The sequence below is a fragment of the Streptomyces sp. URMC 126 genome (assembly GCF_051386555.1).
Classification (GTDB): Bacteria; Actinomycetota; Actinomycetes; order Streptomycetales; family Streptomycetaceae; genus Streptomyces.
On record NZ_JBPQTX010000047.1, the window covers coordinates 1 to 16,384 of the forward strand.

The following is a 16,384-nucleotide window of genomic DNA, read 5'->3' on the forward strand; positions in this document are numbered from 1 at the left end:
GCCTCGCACCCGCTTCCGGACGGGCGGTGTCCGAGAATGGGAGCGTGCCCGCTCCGAACACCCAGACCACCGCCGACCCCGCCGCGTACCGTCGCTGGGGGCTCGACAAGCCGCTCGCCGCGCCCCCGGCGCCGCCCGCCACCCGGCTCACCGCGCACCACAAGGGAGGGACGCCGCAGATCGTCCGCCGGGTGCCGACCAAGGACAAGGTCGTCTTCCTGACCTTCGACGACGGCGCCGAGAAGGACCCGGCGTTCCTCCGGATGGCCGAGGACCTCAAGCTGCCGTTCAGCATGTTCCTGACCGACAGCGCCGCGCGCGCCGGGCGCGGCTACGGCTACTTCGACACACTGCGCGCCCTCGGCAACGGCGTGCACAACCACACGCTCACCCACCCCAACCTGCGCACCCTGTCCCCCGAGGCGCAGAAGCGGGAGATCTGCGGGCAGCAGGAGACGCTGAAGAAGCGGTTCGGCAAGCGGCCGGAGCTGTTCCGTCCGCCGTACGGCAACTACAACGACGCCACCCTGGCGGCGGCCGGCTCCTGCGGCGTCAAGGCCGTCGTGCTGTGGCAGGCCACGATGCAGATCAATGACATGAGGTACGCCGAAGCGGGGAAGCTTCGTCCCGGCGACATCGTGCTCGCGCACTTCCGCGGTCCCGCCGAGCTCAAGGGCACGACCATGACGCGGATGGTCGCCAACATGGTGCGCAGCGTCCAGCGCCAGGGGTTCACCGTGGCGCGGCTGGAGGACTACGTCTGACGGCGGGCGTCCGGGAGGCACCGGAGGGCGCGCGACGCGCCCGGACGCCCCCGGCGCGCGGCCGCAAATTGGCACTCCGCTTGACCGAGTGCTAAGCGCGTCATAGTCTCGGCTCCGTTGGCACTCTCCACCGGTGAGTGCCAAACACAGCGACGGGCAGGTCCGGCACCCGCGACGACGGATCCACCTGGTCGCCACCTCAGACAATTGACCCCGTGAGATCTCCGAAGGGGGAGGTCGGATCGTGACGACCGCCAGCTCCAAGGTTGCCATCAAGCCGCTCGAGGACCGCATCGTGGTCCAGCCGCTGGACGCCGAGCAGACCACGGCCTCTGGCCTGGTCATCCCGGACACCGCGAAGGAGAAGCCCCAGGAGGGCGCCGTCCTCGCCGTGGGCCCGGGCCGATTCGAGAACGGCGAGCGCCTGCCGCTCGACGTCAAGGTCGGCGACGTCGTGCTCTACAGCAAGTACGGCGGCACCGAGGTGAAGTACAACGGCGACGAGTACCTCGTCCTCTCGGCCCGCGACGTGCTCGCGATCATCGAGAAGTAATTCACCCCGAAGCTTTCGAATTCTCGAGGCTTTTGTTCTGTGCCCCTGGTACCCGCGTCCAACAACCGGGCGCCGGGGGCGCAGTTCGTTTGAGAGACACGGCGAAGGATACGTAACCCATGGCGAAGACCCTGAAGTTCGACGAGGACGCCCGTCGCGCCCTCGAGCGCGGCGTCAACAAGCTTGCCGACACGGTCAAGGTGACGATCGGCCCCAAGGGCCGCAACGTCGTCATCGACAAGAAGTTCGGCGCCCCCACCATCACCAACGACGGCGTCACCATCGCGCGCGAGGTCGAGCTGGAGGACGCGTACGAGAACCTGGGCGCCCAGCTCGTCAAGGAGGTGGCGACCAAGACCAACGACATCGCGGGTGACGGCACCACCACCGCGACCGTGCTGGCCCAGGCGCTGGTCCGTGAGGGTCTGCGCAACGTCGCCGCCGGCGCCTCCCCCGCCGCCCTGAAGAAGGGCATCGACGCCGCGGTCAAGGCCGTCTCCGACGAGCTGCTCGCGACCTCCCGCCCGATCGACTCCAAGTCCGACATCGCCGCCGTGGCCGCGCTGTCCGCCCAGGACAAGCAGGTCGGCGAGCTCATCGCCGAGGCGATGGACAAGGTCGGCAAGGACGGTGTCATCACCGTCGAGGAGTCCAACACCTTCGGCCTGGAGCTCGACTTCACCGAGGGCATGGCCTTCGACAAGGGCTACCTCTCGCCCTACATGGTCACCGACCAGGAGCGTATGGAGGCCGTCCTCGACGACCCGTACATCCTGATCCACCAGGGCAAGATCTCCGCCATCGCCGACCTGCTCCCGCTGCTGGAGAAGGTCATCCAGGCCGGTGGCTCCAAGCCGCTGCTGATCATCGCCGAGGACGTCGAGGGCGAGGCCCTCTCCACCCTCGTCGTCAACAAGATCCGCGGCACGTTCAACGCCGTGGCCGTCAAGGCCCCCGGCTTCGGCGACCGCCGCAAGGCAATGCTGGGCGACATGGCCACCCTCACCGGTGCCACCGTCGTCGCCGAGGAGGTCGGCCTCAAGCTCGACCAGGTCGGCCTCGAGGTGCTCGGCTCCGCCCGCCGCGTGACCGTCACCAAGGACGACACCACCATCGTCGACGGCAAGGGCGACTCCTCCGAGGTCGCCGGCCGCGTGGCCCAGATCAAGGCCGAGATCGAGACCACCGACTCCGACTGGGACCGCGAGAAGCTCCAGGAGCGCCTCGCCAAGCTCGCCGGCGGCGTGTGCGTCATCCGCGTCGGCGCGGCCACCGAGGTCGAGCTCAAGGAGAAGAAGCACCGTCTGGAGGACGCCATCTCCGCGACCCGCGCCGCGGTCGAGGAGGGCATCGTCTCCGGTGGTGGCTCCGCCCTGGTCCACGCCGTCAAGGTGCTGGAGGACAACCTGGGCAAGACCGGCGACGAGGCCACCGGTGTCGCGGTCGTCCGCCGCGCCGCCGTCGAGCCGCTGCGCTGGATCGCCGAGAACGCCGGCCTGGAGGGCTACGTCATCACCTCCAAGGTCGCCGAGCTCGACAAGGGCCAGGGCTTCAACGCCGCGACCGGCGAGTACGGCGACCTGGTCGCCGCCGGCGTCATCGACCCGGTGAAGGTCACCCGCTCCGCCCTGGAGAACGCCGCCTCCATCGCCTCCCTGCTGCTCACGACCGAGACCCTGGTCGTCGAGAAGAAGGAAGAGGAGGCCGAGGCGGGCCACGGCCACGGTCACGGCCACGCCCACTGAGGCACCGCCCACCGAGGCACCCGCACCACCGCCGAGGCCCGGCACCCCCGCGAGGGGTGCCGGGCCTCGGCGCGTCCGGACCGGCCGGCGCACCCGGCATACGGCCGGGCGTAGGGGCCGGGGCGGAGAGGGGTGCGACCGGGCGTGCACCGACGCCCGAGCGCCCCCGCGCACGTCAGTTGGGCCCGTACTTACGCCCCGTCGTGGAGGACACCCGCGCCATCGCCCCGCGCGGCACCAGCTTCGACAGCCCCGTCAGCGCCTTGTACCGGGGGTCGGGCACCGACAGCGACTTCCCGCGCGCCAGGTCCTTCAGCGCCGCGTCGACCAGCCGGTCCGCGTCCAGCCACATCCAGCCCGGGATGTTGTCCGTCCCCATCCCGGCCCGCGCGTGGAACTCGGTCCGGACGAAGCCCGGGCACAGCGCCATCAGCCGCACCCCGCTGCCCGCCAGGTCCCGCGCCGCGCCCTGGGTGAACTGCACCACCCACGCCTTGCTCGCCCCGTACGTCCCACGCGGCACGAACGCGGCGACGGACGCGACGTTGACCACGCCGCCCCGCCGGCGTTCCCGCATCCCGCGCGTGGCGGCCATGGTCAGCCGCAGCACCGCCTCGCAGTGCACCTTGAGCATGGTGAGCTCGTCCTGGACGGTGACCTCCAGGAAGCGGCCCTTGTTGCCGAAGCCGGCGTTGTTGACCAGCAGATCCACGGGCTGCTTGCGGTCCGAGAGCCGTTCCTCGACGGCGGCGATGCCGTCCTCGGTCGACAGATCGGCCCGCAGGACCTCCACCTCCACCCGGTGCCGGTCGTGGAGTTCGGTCGCCTGTTCGCCCAGCCGCTTCTCGTCGCGGGCCACGAGCACCAGGTGGTGGCCCTCGGCGGCCAGCCGTCGCGCGAAGGCCGCGCCGATGCCGGCCGTCGCTCCCGTGATCAGTGCAGTCGTCATACGGGAACGTTAGTGCCCGGCGACACCGCGTGGCGGCTTGCCTTCCGTCAGGCCGGTACTCCGTCGACGGCCCCCCTGGACGCCGCGTACCGCTCCGCCGTCTCCCGCAGCCGTGGGTGCAACCCGTCGCCCGCCGCGAGAACACGGGGCAGCAGCGCCCGTTCCGTCGTCCGCGCGCGGAAGGCGAAGGAGACGCTGACCTCGTGGCCGGGCCGGTGGACGACGGTGAGGGGATCACCCGCACGGACCTCCCCCGGTTCGAGCACCCGCAGGTACGCGCCCGGGGCGGCCTCCTCGGTGAACCGCCGCATCCAGCCCTGCTCGCCCAGCCAGTCGGCGAACGTCCGGCAGGGCACGCGCGGCGCGGTGACCTCCAGCAGCAGCCGTTCGCCGACCCGCCAGCGCTCCCCGATCCGGGCGTCGTTGACGTCCAGCCCCGAGGTGGTGAGGTTCTCGCCGAACGAGCCGTCCGGCAGGGCCCGGCCCAGCTCCCGCTCCCAGCGGTCGAGGTCCTCGCGGGCGAAGGCGTAGACCGCCTGGTGGTCGCCGCCATGGTGCTTCAGCGAGACGACCGCGTCCCCGGCGAGGCCGCTGCCGGCCTCGCCCTGCGGCCCGGGCGCGGCCACCGCCACCGGGCCGGTGACGGGCCGCTTGTCGATGCCGGAGGCGAGGCCGGCGGCGAACGCGCTGCCGGGCAGGGAACGGTCGGCGGCGGTGCGGGCCCGGCCGAGGTTGACGGAGAGGATGCGCATCCGACGAGGTTAGGCGGCTCCCGGCGGTCCGGCGCCACCACAGGGCACCCGAAGGGACAAGCCAAAGGGACGAGGCGGTATTTCCGGCCGTCCCCAAGCACCGCTTATGCTTTTTCTATGATCGAGGCCCGCCACCTGCGTGTGCTGCGCGCCGTGGCCACCACCGGTTCGTTCTCCGCCGCCGCCCGGGAGCTGGGCTGCACCCAGCCCGCCGTCAGCCAGCAGATGAAGGCCCTGGAGCAGTCCGCGGGCACCCCGCTGCTCGTCCGTACGGGCCGTGAGACCCGGCTCACCGAGGCGGGCCGGGCCCTCGTCCGGCACGCCGCCGGCATCCTCGCCGGGCTCACCGCGGCCGAGGAGGAGATCGCCGCCATCGCCGGGCTGCGCGCCGGGCGGGTCCGGCTGGTCTCCTTTCCCAGCGGCAGCTCGACGCTGGTCCCCACCGCCCTCGCCGGGATGCGCGCCGCCCACCCCGGCATCCAGATCTCCCTGGAGGAGGCCGAGCCCCCGCGTTCGGTGGAGATGCTGCGGGCCGGCGACTGCGAGATCGCCCTGGCCTTCCGGTACCCCGACGCGCGCGGCTCCGGCCCGGTGGCCGGCGGGGACGCGGCGCAGGCCGACGGGGGCTGGGGCGACGGCCGGTGCGGCAAGGACGACCTCGTGGTCCGGCCGCTGCTGACCGACCGGCTCGTCGGCGTCGTCCCCGAGGGGCACCCGCTGGCCGGCGCGGAGCGGATCCGCATCGACGAACTCGCCGGCGAACCGTGGATCGCGGGCTGCCCCCGCTGCCGCCGGCATCTGGTGGACATCTGCGAGAGCGCGGGCTTCACCCCGCGCATCGACTTCGCGACCGACGACTACCCGGCGGTGTTCGGCCTGGTCGGCGCCGGTCTCGGGGTGGCCGTCATGCCGGAGCTGGCGGTGGAGTCGGTCCGCCACCGGGGCGCCCGGACGGTGCCGGTCGAGCCGGCCGTGGAGCGCGAGGTGGTGGCGCTGACGCTGCCGGACCTGGCGCGGGTGCCCGCCGTCGCGGAAATGCTCGACCGGCTGGCGGCGGCCGCGCGCCGCTGAGCGCCGACCGCCCGCGGCGCGGTCACCGAGCGTGACCGGGCGCGGGTGTGCCGCACCCTCCGCGGTGGGACGCGAGGGTCTTCAGGGGCACCGGAGGGTGGGCGCGGGGGCCGGCCGTCCGCCTCAGGCGCTCAGGTGACTCGTACCGGCCGCCGGCACCGGCCGTTGCCGGGCCCGGCCCATGAGCTCCTCGCGTTCGTCCTCGGTGAGTCCGCCCCACACGCCGTAGGGCTCCCGGACCGCCAGCGCGTGCGCCGCGCACTCCGCGCGGACCGGGCAGCGCATGCAGACCTCTTTCGCCGAGGCCTCGCGGGCGCTGCGGGCCGCGCCGCGCTCGCCCTCCGGGTGGAAGAACAGCGAGCTGTCGACGCCGCGGCAGGCGGCCAGCAGCTGCCAGTCCCACAGGTCGGCGTTGGGGCCGGGGAGCCGGGAGAAATCTGCCATTGCGTGTCCCCTCGAAACGGATCGAAGCGCATCGATGCGACGGTGGTGGGACCGCGGTGGAACCGACGGGCCCGTCAGGATCCTTATGAGCAGATGAAAATATGACTCATTGCGAATCTAGCCACAGTTGTCCACGAATGTGAAGAAAAACGGCTCCAAGCGGGCAAATGGGGCACGACTCGAACGATCTGGCGAGCGCCCCCCGTGCGCCCTGCTCCGTATCCGGGCCCTCACGTAGAGTGCCGAACACGGCCGACCAAGCCCGTAACTCTTTCGGGTGACCGTCGTTGAGAGTGCGGAGGCGGTTGGCGAATGCAGCGGTCGGGCAGGTGTCCGAGATGGTCCGCGGCGGTCTGCTCAGCAGGTGTCTCGCCAATCGCGCAGGTGACGATCAGTACCAGCCTGGAGGCTCAAGGTGACGCGCATCAGCTGCGGAGGACGGCCATGACATCCGTCCTCGTCTGCGACGACTCCCCGCTTGCCCGAGAGGCGCTCCGGCGTGCGGTGGCGACCGTGCCCGGCGTCGAGCGCGTGACGACGGCGGCCAACGGCGAGGAAGTCCTCCGCCGCTGGGGCGCCGATCGTTCGGACCTCATTCTGATGGACGTACGCATGCCCGGTCTGGGCGGCGTCGAGACGGTGCGCCGGCTGCTCTCCGCGGACCCCGGCGCCCGCATCATCATGCTCACGGTCGCCGAGGACCTGGACGGGGTCGCCCTCGCGGTCGCCGCCGGCGCCCGCGGCTACCTGCACAAGGACGCCTCGCGCGCCGAGCTGCGGGCCACGGTGACCCAGGCGCTCGCCGACCCCACCTGGCGGCTCGCCCCGAGGCGGCTCCGCTCGGCGGAGATGGGCGCGGCGCCCACCCTCACCGCGCGCGAGATCCAGGTGCTGGAGGGCATGAGCCATGGCCGGTCCAACGCCGAGATCGGCCGCGAGCTCTTCCTCTCCGAGGACACGGTGAAGACGCACGCCCGGCGGCTGTTCAAGAAGCTGGGCGCGTCCGACCGGGCGCACGCCGTGGCGCTCGGCTTCCGCTGGGGCCTGGTCCGCTAGCGGCGGAGCGGGTACGCGGCGCCGCGCGGTCGCGGCGCGTGGTCACACCTCGGGCGACGACGGCCGCCGTCGGCAGGGCCGTCGCCGAGGAGACCGGCACGGACTCCGCGCGGCGGGGGCGGTCCCGGGACCGGCGTGGAGCCGGGTGACGCGCACGGCGACCCCGCGGCGCCGACGCCCGGCGCCGAAAGCCCGACGGATGCCGCATCCTTGAGGTGTGACTCCTCCCCGGCAGAGGCCGAATCTTCTCGCTCGGCCAGAAGAGACCTCATGACGGGCAGGCACAGCTCGTTGTCGTACGGCCGGACGTCATACGGCACGGGCCCAAGCTATCGGGGGAGTCGTGGGCGCGGGGCGGGTATACCCGGAAGGGGGCGACGCGAGACGTGAGTGCGAGGACACCGACGCGTAACGGTTCGACGCACAACTATGAAGGCGGTGCCGTGGATCGTCGGACGCCGAGGCACCATGGACCGATGCGCGACGACGAGACTCCGGGGCCGCTCCTCGCCACGGGTCCTGCCGCAGCCCCCACCACGGGCCCCGGCGCGGGCCCGGCCGCAGGCACACCCGCGGGAGCGCCCGCCGGTGCGGCGCCGGGTGTGGCGTCCGGAGTGGCCTCCGGCGTGGCGGCGGCGCCGGGCGAGATCGGCGCCCTCGTCACCCGTGCCGTCGAGGGCGACCGGCGCGCCACCCACGACCTGCTCGCCTTGGTGCACCCGCTGGCGCTGCGCTACTGCCGCACCCGGCTGTCGCGGCTGCCCGGCGACGCCCGGCACTTCGTGGACGACCTCGCCCAGGAGGTCTGCCTCGCCGTGCTCTGCGCGCTGCCCCGCTACCGGGACACCGGCCGGCCCTTCGAGGCGTTCGTCGTGGCCATCGCCGCGCACAAGGTGGCCGACCTCCAGCGGGCCGCCATGCGGCACCCCGGCAGTACGGCCGTCCCCTCCGACGAGATGCCCGAGCAGCCCGACGACTCGCTCGGCCCCGAGGAGCGGGCGCTGCTCAGCAGTGACGCGGAGTGGGCCAAGAAACTGCTCGCCAACCTGCCGGAGAACCAGCGCGAGCTGGTGCTGCTCCGGGTCGCCGTGGGGCTGACCGCCGAGGAGACCGGGCAGATGCTGGGCATGTCGCCCGGCGCGGTCCGGGTCGCCCAGCACCGGGCGCTCAGCAGACTGCGGGCGCTCGCCGAGCAGTAGCGGAGCGGCCCCGGGGGCCATTTCGTGCGAATCTCCAAGTGACGTGATCCTCACCGATCGTGGAATGGGACACCCGCGGCGGCCGTTAGCATGGGAGTCCTCGCTGAGGCAAGGGGGTTCCGGGTCCCGCGGCGGCAGCCGCCGGTGGTGACGGCCCGGCCCGGCCCCGCCCGCAGAACTCCGTATTTGGGAAGGTGTCATGACTGACCACGCCGCCGGGATGCCCGCGAAGTTCGCGATGCTCGGTCTGACCTACGACGACGTCCTGCTGCTGCCGGGCGCCTCCGAGGTGCTGCCGAACGCCGTCGACACCTCTTCCCGCGTCTCCCGCAACGTCCGGGTGAACATCCCGCTGCTGTCCGCCGCCATGGACAAGGTCACCGAGGCCCGGATGGCCATCGCCATGGCCCGCCAGGGCGGCGCGGGCGTGCTGCACCGCAACCTGTCGATCGAGGACCAGGCCAACCAGGTCGACCTGGTGAAGCGCTCCGAGTCCGGCATGGTGACCGACCCGATCACCGTCCGCCCGGACGCCACGCTGGCCGAGGCCGACGCCCTGTGCGCCCGCTTCCGCATCAGCGGCGTCCCGGTCACCGACCCGGCCGGCAAGCTGCTCGGCATCGTCACCAACCGCGACATGGCGTTCGAGACGGACCGCACCCGCTCGGTGCGCGAGGTCATGACGCCGATGCCGCTGGTCACCGGCAAGGTCGGCATCTCCGGCGAGGACGCCATGGAGCTGCTCCGCCGCCACAAGATCGAGAAGCTGCCGCTGGTGGACGACGCCGGTGTGCTCAAGGGCCTCATCACGGTCAAGGACTTCGTCAAGGCCGAGCAGTACCCCAACGCCGCCAAGGACTCCGAGGGCCGCCTCGTCGTCGGCGCGGCGGTGGGCGTCGGCGCCGAGGCGTACGAGCGGGCGCAGGCGCTGGTCGAGGCCGGTGCGGACTTCCTCGTCGTGGACAGCGCGCACGGCCACAGCCGCGGCATCCTCGACATGATCTCCAAGGTGAAGTCCAACATCGACGTGGACGTCGTCGGCGGCAACGTCGCGACCCGCGACGGCGCCCAGGCGCTGATCGACGCCGGTGTGGACGGCGTCAAGGTCGGTGTCGGCCCGGGCTCGATCTGCACCACCCGCGTGGTCGCCGGCATCGGCGTCCCGCAGGTCACGGCCATCTACGAGGCCGCTCAGGCGTGCCACGCGGCGGGCGTCCCGCTGATCGGCGACGGCGGCCTCCAGTACTCCGGCGACATCGCCAAGGCCATCGCGGCCGGTGCCGACACGGTGATGCTCGGCTCGCTGCTCGCGGGCTGCGAGGAGTCGCCGGGCGAGATGGTCTTCATCAACGGCAAGCAGTTCAAGTCCTACCGGGGCATGGGCTCGCTCGGCGCGATGCAGTCGCGCGGCCAGGCGCGCTCCTTCTCCAAGGACCGCTACTTCCAGGACAACGTCCTCTCCGAGGACAAGCTGGTGCCCGAGGGCATCGAGGGCCAGGTGCCCTACCGCGGCCCGCTGTCCTCCGTCGCCCACCAGCTGATCGGCGGTCTCCGGGCGTCGATGGGCTATGTGGGATCCGCCAATGTGCAGGAGCTCAAGGACAAGGGCACCTTTGTGCGGATCACGGCGGCGGGGCTCAAGGAGAGCCACCCGCACGACATCCAGATGACGGTCGAGGCGCCGAACTACTCGCGTCGCTGAGCCCGCGCGGGGCGGGGCGGGGGGTTCCTCCCCCCGCCCCGCCCTTTCGTCGTTTCCGCGGGGAGGGCCCCGCGACCCCCGGCACGCCGCCGCGCCGCGCCGCGTCGGTGATACTGGAGTGCGGCAGTCGTAGAAGGAAAGGCCACACACGTGACTGAGATCGAGATCGGGCGCGGCAAGCGCGGACGCCGGGCGTACGCGTTCGACGACATCGCCGTCGTCCCCAGCCGGCGGACCCGTGACCCGAAGGAGGTCTCGATCGCCTGGCAGATCGACGCCTACCGCTTCGAGCTCCCGTTCCTGGCCGCGCCGATGGACTCCGTCGTCTCCCCCGAGACGGCCATCCGCATCGGCGAGCTGGGCGGCCTCGGCGTGCTCAACCTCGAAGGCCTCTGGACCCGGTACGAGGACCCGGAGCCGCTGCTCGCCGAGATCGCCGAGCTGGACGAGCACGCCGCGACCAAGCGCCTGCAGGAGATCTACGCCGCCCCGATCAAGGAGGAGCTGATCGGGCAGCGCATCAAGGAGGTCCGCGACTCCGGTGTCGTGACCGCCGCCGCGCTCTCCCCGCAGCGCACCGCGCAGTTCTCCAAGGCCGTCGTCGACGCCGGCGTGGACATCTTCGTCATCCGCGGCACGACCGTCTCCGCCGAGCACGTCTCCGGCGCCGCCGAGCCGCTGAACCTCAAGCAGTTCATCTACGAGCTCGACGTGCCGGTGATCGTCGGCGGCTGCGCCACGTACACCGCCGCCCTGCACCTGATGCGCACCGGCGCGGCCGGCGTCCTCGTCGGCTTCGGCGGCGGCGCCGCGCACACCACCCGTAACGTGCTGGGCATCCAGGTCCCGATGGCGACCGCGGTCGCCGACGTGGCCGCCGCCCGCCGCGACTACATGGACGAGTCCGGCGGCCGGTACGTGCACGTCATCGCCGACGGCGGCGTGGGCTGGTCCGGCGACCTGCCCAAGGCCATCGCCTGCGGCGCCGACGCCGTGATGATGGGCTCCCCGCTCGCCCGCGCCACCGACGCGCCGGGCCGCGGCCACCACTGGGGCATGGAGGCCGTCCACGAGGACGTGCCGCGCGGCAAGCGCATGAACCTGGGCGCCGTCGGCACCACCGAGGAGATCCTCCTCGGCCCCTCGCACACCCCCGACGGGTCGATGAACTTCTTCGGCGCGCTGCGCCGGGCGATGGCGACCACGGGCTACAGCGAGCTCAAGGAGTTCCAGCGGGTCGAGGTGACGGTCGCGCCGTCGCAGCACGACAAGCGCTGACGCTCCGTCGCCGCGTACGCGGTGGAAGGGCCCGGTCCGCTGCGGCGGCCGGGCCCTTCGGCGTCTTCCGGGCGGCCGGTCTCCGCCGTTCCGGGCGGCCGGTCTCCGCCGTCAACTCCGTATAAAGGTTCGGGGATGGTGAATACTGGCGACTTATGGCGCAAAGTAAGTCGTTCAGCGGCAGGGACATGGGCATCGACCTCGGCACCGCCAACACACTGGTGTGGGTGCGCGGGAGGGGAGTGGTGCTCAATGAGCCCTCGGTCGTGGCCGTCAACGCTGATGACGGCAGTGTGCTGTCCGTGGGTTCCGAGGCCAAGGAGACCATCGGGCGCACTCCTTCGAACATCGTGGCCATCCGCCCGATGCGCGACGGCGTCATAGCCGACTTCGAGATAGCCGAGCGGATGCTGCGGCACTTCATCAAGAAGGTCACCGGGAACCGCCGGTTCTCCCGGCCGCGGGTCGTGGTGTGCGTGCCGTCCGGCATCACCGGCGTCGAGCGGCGGGCCGTCATCGAGGCCGCCTCGCAGGCCGGGGCGCGCGCCGTGCACCTGGTCGAGGAGCCGATGGCGGCGGCGATCGGCGCGGGGCTGCCGGTCAGCGAGCCGACCGGCTGCATGGTCGTCGACATCGGCGGCGGCACGACGGAGGTCGCCGTGATCTCCCTGGGCGGCATCGTCACCGCCCGGTCCGTACGGACGGCCGGTGACGCGATGGACGCGGCGATCATCTCCTACGTGAAGAAGGAGTACGCCCTCGCCATCGGGGAGCGCACCGCCGAGGAGATCAAGCTGAGCATCGGGTCCGCGGCGCCGACCGGGAAGTGGACGGCCGCCGGACTCGCCGCCGTGGCACGGCAGTTGGAGAAGCACCCGGAGGCGGACGGGGGTGGCGACCCGGAGGAGACGCAGGGGCTGCTGCCTCCCGACCGGTTCACCATCCGGGGGCGCGACCAGGTCAGCGGCCTGCCCAAGACGCTGGAGCTGACCGCCGACGAGATCCGGCACGCGTTGAGCGAGCCGGTGGACGCGATCGTGATGGCGGTGCGGCAGACGCTCGACGAGACGCCGCCGGAGTTGTCCGGGGACATCATGGACCGGGGGATCGTGTTGACGGGTGGGGGTGCGTTGCTGCGCGGGCTGGATGTGCGGTTGAGTCGGGAGCTGGATATTCCTGTGCTGGTGGCGGATGAGCCGCTTGATTGCGTCGCTGTGGGGACGGGGCGGTGCGTCGAGGACTTCGCGAAGCTGAAGACTCTGCTGGACGCGCAGCCGCGGTTGCCGGCCTCCGGCCGGCTGTAGGAGGCCCCTGTCCCTCCCCTTCGCCGTTTTCTGGGGGCGAGCCCCCAGCCCCCCGAAACCGCGCTCCGCGCGGTTGTCCTCAAGCGCCGGACGGGCTGGAGTGCGCGCCCAAGGGCGCACTATCCAGCCCGTCCGGCGTTTGAGGACGAGCGGCGGAGCCGCGACAAGCGGGGTCTGGGGCGGCAGCCCCAGGAAACGGCGAAGGGGAGGGACCGGGGCACCCCTCACAGTCGGTGGGCCGCGCCGGCCGGGCTCGCGCCTCGGGTGTCCAGGAGGAGCTGCGCCTTCACGGCCAGGCCCTGCAAGTCGTACGTCCGGTGGTGCTGGAGAAGCACTGTCAGGTCCGCGACGGCCGCCGCCTCGTACAGGCAGTCCACCCGCGGCACCGGCCGCCCCAGCACCCGCCACTGCGGCACGTAGGGGTCGTGGAAGCCGATCTGGGCGCCCAGTTCCATCAGGCGGCAGGCGATCTCGCGGGCGGGGGAGCCCTCCTGGTCGCCGATGTCGGCCTTGTAGCCGACGCCGAGGAGGAGGACGCGGGCGCCGCGCGCCGACTTGCCGTGTTCGTTGAGGAGGGCGGCGCAGCGCTGGGTGATGTAGCGCGGCATCCGGCCGTTGACCTCTTGCGCGAGCTCGACCATGCGGAGCGGGTAGCCGAGGCTGCGGCCTTGGTAGGAGAGGTAGTTGGGGTCGATGGGGGTGCCGTGGCCGCCGACGCCGGGGCCCGGGCGGAACGCCTGGAAGCCGAAGGGCTTGGTCTCGGCGCAGCGGACGACGTCCCAGAGGTCGACGCCGATGTCGTGGCAGAAGACGGCCATCTCGTTGGCGAGGGCGATGTTGACGTGCCGGTAGTTGGTCTCCCACATGCGCACGGTCTCGGCCTCGCGGGGGCCCCGGGCGCGGACGATCTTCTCGCAGAAGCGGCCGTAGAAGGCGGCGGCGGCCTCGGTGCAGGCGGGGGTGAGTCCGCCGACGACCTTGGGGACGCGGGTGACGCCCCGGTCCCGGTTGCCGGGGTCGGCGCGGCCCGGGCAGTAGGCGAGGTGGAAGTCGCGGCCGGCGCGCAGGCCGGAGCCTTCCTCCAGCAGGGGGCGTACGACGTTCTCGGTGGCGCCGGGGTGGACGGCGGATTCCAGGAGGACGGTGGTGTGCGGCCGGAGCCGGGCCGCGAGGGCGCGGGCCGCGTCCTCCACGGCCCCGAGGTCCAGCGCCCGGTTCTCGCCGAGCCGGGTGGGGGCGCAGATGGCGGCCGTGCGGACCCTGCCGAGCTCGGCGTCCTCCGTCGTGGCGCGGAAGCCCGTGGCGAGCATCCGGCGGAGTTCGGCGGCGGTGAGGGTGCCGCCGTCCTCGGCGGGCAGCCGGCCGGCGCGCAGTTCGGCGACGGTGTGCGGGTCGGGGTCGTAGCCGACGGTGACCAGGGAGGCGGCGGTGGCGGCCTGGGCGAGGGGGAGGCCGAGGTGGCCCAGGCCGATGACGGCGAGGTCTGCGGGCATGTGCGAGCGGTCCTTCCCGGTGAGGAGCCGTGGGGTCCTGCGGGCGGGGACGCCGGACCGATCCCCGAGTGTCGAAGTCGGATGTCGTAGATCAGGTTAAGGGGATATACGACATATTCCGGGCATTGTCGTCTCAGACGTCGCCATTCGTGTCATGGCTGCGGCGGGAGAGGGCAGGCGTGGTGTGTGGGGCGCGAGGTGGCGTCGGTCCCGTCGGGATCCGGCGCGGCCGGGGCGGCGGATCTGGTGCAGCATCGGAGGAGACGCCGTACCCCGCCCGGGAAGGCCCGGAGAGGCCCAGGGCGGCCCGGGGCACGGAGCACACGCAGCGGACGCGGCAAGCGGGAGGCAGCGGTGAGGACAGCGACACTCGGTCCGGCCGAGCGCGGCGAGGCACTCGCCCGGATGGCGGAACGGGAACTCGACATCCTGGTGGTCGGCGCCGGCGTCGTCGGCGCGGGCACCGCGCTGGACGCCGCCACGCGCGGTCTGACCACCGGCCTCGTCGAGGCCCGGGACTGGGCCGCCGGCACTTCCAGCCGGTCCAGCAAGCTCATCCACGGCGGCCTGCGCTATCTGGAGATGCTCGACTTCGCTCTCGTCCGCGAGGCCCTGAAGGAGCGCGGTCTGCTGTTGCAGCGGCTCGCCCCGCACCTCGTCAAGCCCGTGCCGTTCCTCTACCCCCTCCAGCACCGCGGCTGGGAGCGGCTCTACGCGGGCTCCGGCGTGGCGCTCTACGACGCGATGTCCGTCTCGTCCGGCCACGGCCGCGGACTGCCCGTCCACCGGCACCTCACCCGCAAGCACGCCCTGCGGGTGGCGCCCTGCCTGCGCAAGGACGCGCTCGTCGGCGCCCTCCAGTACTACGACGCCCAGATGGACGACGCCCGCTTCGTCACCACCCTGGTCCGCACCGCCGCCGCGTACGGCGCCGCCGTCGCCAACCGGGCGCGCGTCGTGGGCTTCCTGCGCGAGGGCGAACGGGTCGTCGGGGCGCGGGTGCGCGACCTGGAACAGGGCGGCGAGTACGAGGTGCGGGCCCGGCAGGTCGTCAACGCCACCGGGGTGTGGACGGACGACACCCAGCAGCTGATCGCCGAGCGCGGCCAGTTCCACGTCCGCGCGTCCAAGGGCATCCACCTGGTCGTCCCCAAGGACCGCATCCACTCCACCACCGGGCTCATCCTGCGCACCGAGAAGAGCGTCCTCTTCGTCATCCCCTGGGGACGCCACTGGATCATCGGCACCACGGACACCGACTGGGACCTCGACAAGGCCCACCCCGCCGCGTCCAGCGCCGACATCGACTACCTGCTGGAACACGTCAACTCGGTGCTCGCCGTCCCTCTGACGCGCGATGACGTCCAGGGTGTCTACGCCGGGCTGCGCCCGCTGCTGGCCGGGGAGTCGGACGCGACGAGCAAGCTGTCCCGCGAGCACACCGTGGCGCACCCGGTGCCGGGGCTGGTGGTCGTGGCGGGCGGCAAGTACACGACCTACCGGGTGATGGCCAAGGACGCGGTGGACGAGGCGGTGCACGGGCTCACGCAGAAGGTCGCCGACTGCGTCACCGAGGATGTGCCGCTCGCCGGCGCCGAGGGCTACCGGGCGCTGTGGAACGGCCGCGCCCAGCTTGCCCGGCGCACCGGCCTGCACGTGGCCCGGGTGGAGCACCTGCTCAACCGGTACGGCTCGCTGGTCGACGAGGTCCTGGAGCTCGTCACCGCCGACCCCTCGCTCGGCCGGCCGCTGGGCGGCGCCGAGGACTACCTCCGCGCCGAGGTCGTCCACGCCACCTCCCACGAGGGCGCCCGGCACCTGGACGACGTCCTCACCCGCCGTACCCGCATCTCCATCGAGACCTTCGACCGGGGCACGCGGTGCGCCCGGGAGGCGGCCGGGCTGATGGCGCCGGTGCTGGGCTGGGACGAGGAGCAGGTGGAGAAGGAGATCGCGCACTACGAGAAGCGGGTGGAGGCCGAACGGGAGTCGCAGCTCCAGCCCGACGACCGGACGGCGGACGCGGCACGGCTGGGGGCGCCCGAGATCCAGCCGCTGGCGTGAGGCGGGGCGG

At 72.4% G+C, this 16,384-nt stretch carries 14 protein-coding genes; 10 read left to right on the forward strand and 4 right to left on the reverse strand.

The features are described from left to right. Positions 1–44 precede the first annotated feature (44 nt). The 3 genes from ACSNOK_RS08625 (at position 45) to groL (ending at position 3,062) form a co-directional block, all read left to right on the forward strand. Positions 45–764, forward strand: a complete 720-nt coding sequence (locus ACSNOK_RS08625) for a polysaccharide deacetylase family protein (protein ID WP_436780007.1) — start codon at positions 45–47, stop codon at positions 762–764. Positions 765–1,008: 244 nt separating this feature from the next. Next, positions 1,009–1,317 (forward strand): co-chaperone GroES, encoded by a 309-nt coding sequence (groES, locus tag ACSNOK_RS08630; RefSeq protein ID WP_004955293.1) that lies wholly within the window; start codon positions 1,009–1,011, stop codon positions 1,315–1,317. A gap of 119 nt (positions 1,318–1,436) precedes the next feature. Beyond that, positions 1,437–3,062: a chaperonin GroEL gene (gene groL / locus ACSNOK_RS08635; RefSeq protein WP_436780008.1), complete on the forward strand. Its 1,626-nt coding sequence runs from the start codon at positions 1,437–1,439 to the stop codon at positions 3,060–3,062. Between the two features lie 175 nt (positions 3,063–3,237). Here the strand turns inward: groL and ACSNOK_RS08640 are convergent, their stop codons facing one another. Both ACSNOK_RS08640 and ACSNOK_RS08645 read right to left on the reverse strand, forming a co-directional pair. After that, the gene (locus ACSNOK_RS08640; protein ID WP_436780009.1) at positions 3,238–4,011 is read right to left on the reverse strand and encodes an SDR family NAD(P)-dependent oxidoreductase; all 774 of its coding nucleotides are present in this window, start codon (positions 4,009–4,011) and stop codon (positions 3,238–3,240) included. A 47-nt stretch (positions 4,012–4,058) separates the two neighbouring features. Further along, complete coding sequence (locus ACSNOK_RS08645) at positions 4,059–4,763, reverse strand: MOSC domain-containing protein (protein ID WP_436780010.1); 705 nt, start codon at positions 4,761–4,763, stop codon at positions 4,059–4,061. 117 nt (positions 4,764–4,880) lie between these two features. On the opposite strand from ACSNOK_RS08645, the gene ACSNOK_RS08650 reads away from it, so the two are divergent. Continuing rightward, positions 4,881–5,834: a LysR family transcriptional regulator gene (locus ACSNOK_RS08650; protein ID WP_436780011.1), complete on the forward strand. Its 954-nt coding sequence runs from the start codon at positions 4,881–4,883 to the stop codon at positions 5,832–5,834. 123 nt (positions 5,835–5,957) lie between these two features. Here ACSNOK_RS08650 and ACSNOK_RS08655 read toward each other — a convergent pair whose 3' ends face one another. Continuing rightward, positions 5,958–6,278 (reverse strand): WhiB family transcriptional regulator, encoded by a 321-nt coding sequence (locus ACSNOK_RS08655; protein ID WP_436780012.1) that lies wholly within the window; start codon positions 6,276–6,278, stop codon positions 5,958–5,960. A 444-nt stretch (positions 6,279–6,722) separates the two neighbouring features. Between ACSNOK_RS08655 and ACSNOK_RS08660 the strand changes: the two genes are divergently transcribed. From ACSNOK_RS08660 to ACSNOK_RS08680, 5 genes are all read left to right on the forward strand, one after another. After that, positions 6,723–7,334, forward strand: coding sequence for a response regulator transcription factor (locus ACSNOK_RS08660; RefSeq protein WP_003948568.1), 612 nt, complete (start codon positions 6,723–6,725; stop codon positions 7,332–7,334). A 476-nt stretch (positions 7,335–7,810) separates the two neighbouring features. Continuing rightward, a complete protein-coding gene (locus tag ACSNOK_RS08665) occupies positions 7,811–8,533 on the forward strand; it encodes a sigma-70 family RNA polymerase sigma factor (RefSeq protein WP_436780013.1) in 723 nt (240 codons plus the stop codon). A gap of 199 nt (positions 8,534–8,732) precedes the next feature. Continuing rightward, positions 8,733–10,235 carry an IMP dehydrogenase gene (gene guaB / locus ACSNOK_RS08670; protein ID WP_436780014.1) on the forward strand — a complete coding sequence of 501 codons (1,503 nt, stop codon included), beginning with the start codon at positions 8,733–8,735 and terminating at the stop codon, positions 10,233–10,235. 150 nt (positions 10,236–10,385) lie between these two features. After that, positions 10,386–11,513, forward strand: a complete 1,128-nt coding sequence (locus tag ACSNOK_RS08675; protein ID WP_436780015.1) for a GuaB3 family IMP dehydrogenase-related protein — start codon at positions 10,386–10,388, stop codon at positions 11,511–11,513. A 155-nt stretch (positions 11,514–11,668) separates the two neighbouring features. Beyond that, complete coding sequence (locus tag ACSNOK_RS08680; protein ID WP_436780016.1) at positions 11,669–12,817, forward strand: rod shape-determining protein; 1,149 nt, start codon at positions 11,669–11,671, stop codon at positions 12,815–12,817. Between the two features lie 224 nt (positions 12,818–13,041). On the opposite strand, the gene ACSNOK_RS08685 is transcribed toward ACSNOK_RS08680, so the two are convergent. Next, positions 13,042–14,310: a nucleotide sugar dehydrogenase gene (locus ACSNOK_RS08685; protein ID WP_436780017.1), complete on the reverse strand. Its 1,269-nt coding sequence runs from the start codon at positions 14,308–14,310 to the stop codon at positions 13,042–13,044. A 354-nt stretch (positions 14,311–14,664) separates the two neighbouring features. Between ACSNOK_RS08685 and ACSNOK_RS08690 the strand changes: the two genes are divergently transcribed. Beyond that, the gene (locus ACSNOK_RS08690; protein ID WP_436780018.1) at positions 14,665–16,374 is read left to right on the forward strand and encodes a glycerol-3-phosphate dehydrogenase/oxidase; all 1,710 of its coding nucleotides are present in this window, start codon (positions 14,665–14,667) and stop codon (positions 16,372–16,374) included. Positions 16,375–16,384: the final 10 nt, after the last annotated feature.